4 protein-coding genes are annotated in these 4,331 nt (G+C 72.6%); 2 read left to right on the forward strand and 2 right to left on the reverse strand.

What is annotated here, in order from left to right; all coding sequences use genetic code 11:
* Nucleotides 1-128: 128 nt before the first annotated feature.
* The gene (locus tag AB0E14_RS39470; protein ID WP_362430350.1) at nucleotides 129-1,649 is read left to right on the forward strand and encodes a hypothetical protein; all 1,521 of its coding nucleotides are present in this window, start codon (nucleotides 129-131) and stop codon (nucleotides 1,647-1,649) included.
* A 105-nt stretch (nucleotides 1,650-1,754) separates the two neighbouring features.
* Here the strand turns inward: AB0E14_RS39470 and AB0E14_RS39475 are convergent, their stop codons facing one another.
* Nucleotides 1,755-3,329, reverse strand: coding sequence for an alkaline phosphatase D family protein (locus tag AB0E14_RS39475; protein ID WP_362430341.1), 1,575 nt, complete (start codon nucleotides 3,327-3,329; stop codon nucleotides 1,755-1,757).
* Nucleotides 3,326-3,904, reverse strand: coding sequence for a phosphoesterase (locus AB0E14_RS39480; RefSeq protein WP_362430344.1), 579 nt, complete (start codon nucleotides 3,902-3,904; stop codon nucleotides 3,326-3,328). Before AB0E14_RS39480 ends, AB0E14_RS39475 begins: the two co-directional genes overlap by 4 nt.
* A gap of 157 nt (nucleotides 3,905-4,061) precedes the next feature.
* Between AB0E14_RS39480 and AB0E14_RS39485 the strand changes: the two genes are divergently transcribed.
* Nucleotides 4,062-4,244, forward strand: a complete 183-nt coding sequence (locus AB0E14_RS39485) for a hypothetical protein (protein ID WP_362430347.1) — start codon at nucleotides 4,062-4,064, stop codon at nucleotides 4,242-4,244.
* Nucleotides 4,245-4,331: the final 87 nt, after the last annotated feature.

Genomic DNA, 4,331 nt, shown 5'->3' on the forward strand with positions numbered 1-4,331 from the left:
CCACCGCCTTCGTCAACGGGGTCTTCGCCTTCCTCGCGCTCGTCGTCGCCGTGCTCGTCCTCACCCGCCCCCAGCGGCCCGCGTGGGGCGGCGCGTCGATCTCGGCCACGCCCGCGTCCGGTACGCCGATGTTCCTCACGAACCCGCCTCAGGACGAGGCCGCGTACGGCCCCGACGGCGCCCCCTACGCCCAGGGCGGCCCGCAGGGTCCGGGTGCGCCGCAGGGCCCCGCGGGTCCGAACGGCCCGACCACGGGCCCGGTCACGGGCAGCGCGGCGCTGGGCGGTGCGCCCATGGGCCCCGGCCCCATGGGCGGTGCCCCCTCGGTGGGTGGACCCGTCGCGGGCAACCCGCTGGCGGGCATGGGCACCCCCGCGGTCGGCAACCCGCTCGCGGTCGGTGACCCCTTCGCCGGTGACCCCTTCGGGGGAGCCCCGAGGATGTCCGACGACACCGCCGTCCTGACGCCCCAGAGCCCCGGCCCGATCGCCCCCGGCCAGACCCCGCCCGGCGGCGGCCATGTCTCCGGGGACACGCTCACCAGCGGCATCCCGGTCGTCCCCGCGGGCCCCGACCGGACGCCCCCCTCGCCGGACCGCGGCTTCTCGACCCCCGAGTACGTCGGCGGCGCCCCGGCCGAGCCGCGCCCCGCGCCCTCGGCCCCCGCTCCCGCCTCGACCCGCTCCTCCGCCCCGGCGAAGAAGGGCCGCTCCAAGCTGGTCCTCGTCGGCGCGGGCGTCGTCGGCCTGGCCGGTGTCGCCTACGGCGCCGGGCTGCTCCTCAACCACTCCGACGTCCCCAAGGGCACGACCGTCCTCGGTGTCGACATCGGCGGCGGTACGAAGGAGGAGGCGGTCAACAAGCTGGAGGCCGCCCTCGGCAAGCGGGCCCACGCCCCGCTCCAGCTCGACATCGGCGGCAAGACCGTCACGCTCTCCCCGGACAAGGCCGGTCTCACCCTGGACAGCCAGGAGACCGTCCGCGCGGCGGCCGGCAGCGACTACAACCCCGTCTCCGTGATCGGCTCCCTCTTCGGCGGCGAGCGGGTCGCGCAGCCGAAGCTCCCGGTCGACGAGGAGAAGCTGGCCGTCGCCCTGACCGACCTGGCCGGCACCTCGGGCTCGGCGACCGACGGGCGGATCACCTTCGCCCCCAACAAGGTCACCGCCGTGGAGGGCAAGCCGGGCAAGGGCCTGGACGTCGGCCGTTCCATGCTCTTCGTCAAGGACGCGTTCCGCGCCCAGGTCGAGACGGGCAAGGCGAAGACGGTCGAGCTGCCCGTCGTCACCCGCCAGCCGTCGATCACCAAGGCCGAGCTGGACCGGGCGATGAAGGAGTTCGCCCAGCCGGCGATGTCCGACGCGATCGTGATCAAGGCGGGCGCGAAGGAGATCAAGTTCGGTCCCGCCCGCTCGCTGCCGCAGATCCTCTCCATGAAGGCCGTCGACGGCCGCCTGGTGGAGGTCTACGACAAGAAGGCGATCGACCGGCTCCTGGACGGCGTCTTCGACGGCATCATGATCACCAAGGGCGACGGCAACAAGCACCAGGTCTCCGCCGACGACGTCGCGTTCGTCATGCGTGACGCCCTGATGGGCAAGACCCCGGCCGAGCGGACGAAGACGATCGACCTGACCGGCCAGGGCTGACCGGCCAGGGCTGACCGGCCAGGGCTGAGCACAGCAGCACGGAAGGGCCCGTCCCTCCGGCTCGGTGAAACGAGCCGGAGGGACGGGCCCTTTTCGTACGACGCGTCAGTCGCGGCGGTACTGCGCGGGCGAGTTCTTCGTCGCCGGGTCCTCGTACGAGCCCGCCTTCCCGCGGTCCACGTGGAAGGTGGTCAGCGTGGAGACGGGGGACGCCGGGTCGCGGCGGTCGTCGATCACCCGCATGTGGGCGCTGAGACGCTCCGGGGTGACCTCGTACACGTCGTAGCCGTAGCGGTTGCCCTCGAAGTACTTCAGGTGCGGGTTGCCCGCGCCCATGACCGGTCCGTTGGTCGCGTTCCAGCTCGCCGAGTACGCGCCCGAGGTGACCGAGTGCGCCGTGAACTCCGTACCGATGACGGGCGAGGAGACGTCGTCGAAGTCGGGCCGGATGTCGTCGACGAACGCCGAGTGCCAGTCGCCCGTGACGACGACCAGGTCCTCCATGCCGGTGCTGTGCACATGGCCGAGGACCTCCTTGCGCTCGGTGCGGAAGCCGTCCCACTGGTCGGTGAACATGTACGAGCCGCCCGGGCGGCTCCGCAGTTGGCTGAGCATGATCGAGTTGGCCCACACGTGCCAGGTGTCGGGGGCGGTCTCGATGTTCTTCTTCAGCCACGACTTCTGCCCGGCGCCCAGGATCGTCCCGTCGGCGAGGTTCTGCGCGGAGCGGTACGAGCGCAGGTCGAGGACGGTCAGCTCCAGCAGGTCGCCCCAGCGGCGCACACGGTGGATCTCGGGGTCCGGCAGCGCGGCCGTGGTCCCGGCGCCGCCGTCGCGGTGCGGCATGTTCTCGTACCAGGCCTGGTACGCGGCCGCGCGGCGCTGCATGAACGGCGCGCCGCCGCCCGTGCCGGAGTAGTCGTTGGCGACCTCGTGGTCGTCCCAGGTCAGGTACCAGGGGTGGGCCGCGTGCGCCTCGCGCAGGGAGGCGTCGCCCTTGTAGAGCGCGTGCCGGCGACGGTAGTCGGCGACGGTGAAGATGCCCGGGCCCTCGTGGTCGCGGACGTGGTCCGCGGGGACGCCGCCGACCTGACCGTGCTCGTAGATGTAGTCGCCGAGGTGGACGACGAAGTCGACCTTCTCGCGGGCGATCCCGCGGTGGGCCGCGTAGAAACCGTCGTGGAACGCCTGGCAGTTGGCGGTGGCGAAGCGGACCGAGGAGACGTCGCCGACGGGCGCGGTCTTCGTACGGCCGATCCGGCTGCGCCTGCCGAGCGCCTTGAAGGCGTACCAGTAGTGGACGCCCGGACGCAGCCCGGAGACCGGCACGTGCACGGAGTGGCCGAGCGTCGCGGAGGCGGGCACGCAGCCGCGTGCGACGACCCGGCGCAGCTGGGGGTCGCTCGCGACGACCCACTCGACCTCGACGATCTCGCTCAGCTGCTGCTCGGCGGCGAGCGGTTCGGGGGCGAGCCGGGTCCAGAGCACGACGCTGTGCGGCTGGGGGTCACCGGAGGCGACCCCCAGCGTGAACGGCGCCGGGTCGTAGTCGGCGCCGAGCGCCTGGGCGGCCTCCAGGGCCTGCGCGGGCGACAGGCCGGCGGCCAGCGGCCAGGCGAGGTTCAGCGCCCCGGCGGCGCCCGCGGCCTTGAGCAGGTCGCGTCGGTTGAGCCTGGTCACTTGTGTCCCTCCGTGGCGTGCAGCGTGAGCGATATGGCGTCGGCGTAACCGTCGTTGGACGTCCCGCCGCCGCTGCGGGTGAAGACGAGCAGCACGCGCGCGGTGCGCGCCGTGCGCGGCACGCGCGCGGTGGCGGTGCGCTCCAGGAGCGCGGTACGGGACAGCCGCTCGCCGGCCGTCACGGGCCCGAGCACGGACAGGGCGACGGGCGTGCCCCGCTCGTCCCGGAACTCGACGGAGAGCCGCGCCCCGTCCTCCTGCGTGGCGTACCCGCCCAGCCACCCGGCGAGCGTGTAGCTCACGTGCCCCGCGTCGATGTGCGGCCACCCCGTGGCACCGTTCCGCGGCAGGGCGATGTCCTGGACGAGCGCGGTACGGGGGCTGTTGCCCCCGGAGAAGAACCGCGTGCCCCGCTCGGCGGGCCCGGGGTCCCCGGCCCCCGGGTAGCCGTTCCCCAGGGTGTACGAGATGAGCGCGGGCGCCCCTTCGGCCACCACCCACCCGGTCACCGCACCGACGGGATCGGCAGCCCCGCCGGGCCCGCTCTCCGCGTCGCCGTTGACTACGAGATTCACTCGAGCCTCCTCGATCAAGCGCTGTTCGTTGTGCACATGGCGCGTGTATCCGAGCAGTCGGGAGTGAACTCTTGAAGGCCTTTCGGGGAACGTTGACCGGGAGTTGTACAGACAACTCCCGGGTAGGGAAGGTGAGGGGGTGCGAGAGAATGTTCGTATGACTACGGATCAGAATCCCGCTGGAACGAACGACTCGGCGGAAACGCCTCGCTGCAACTTCCCCGGCCCGGACAGCTGGACCCTCCTGTCGCAGGGCAACTTCTTCTGCTCGCGGCCGCGCGGCCACGAAGGACTGCACCACGAGCCGGGTGCGCCCTTCGAATGGGACGAGAGGGACTAGGGCCTGTCCGGCGGATCATGACCGGGGCCGCGGCGCCTGGCACGGCACCTCGCCGCGTTGCCGAAACGCCCCGATAGCTCCGCTATC

Origin of the sequence: Streptomyces sp. NPDC047981 (assembly GCF_040653315.1) — a bacterium.
GTDB lineage: Bacteria > Actinomycetota > Actinomycetes > Streptomycetales > Streptomycetaceae > Streptomyces.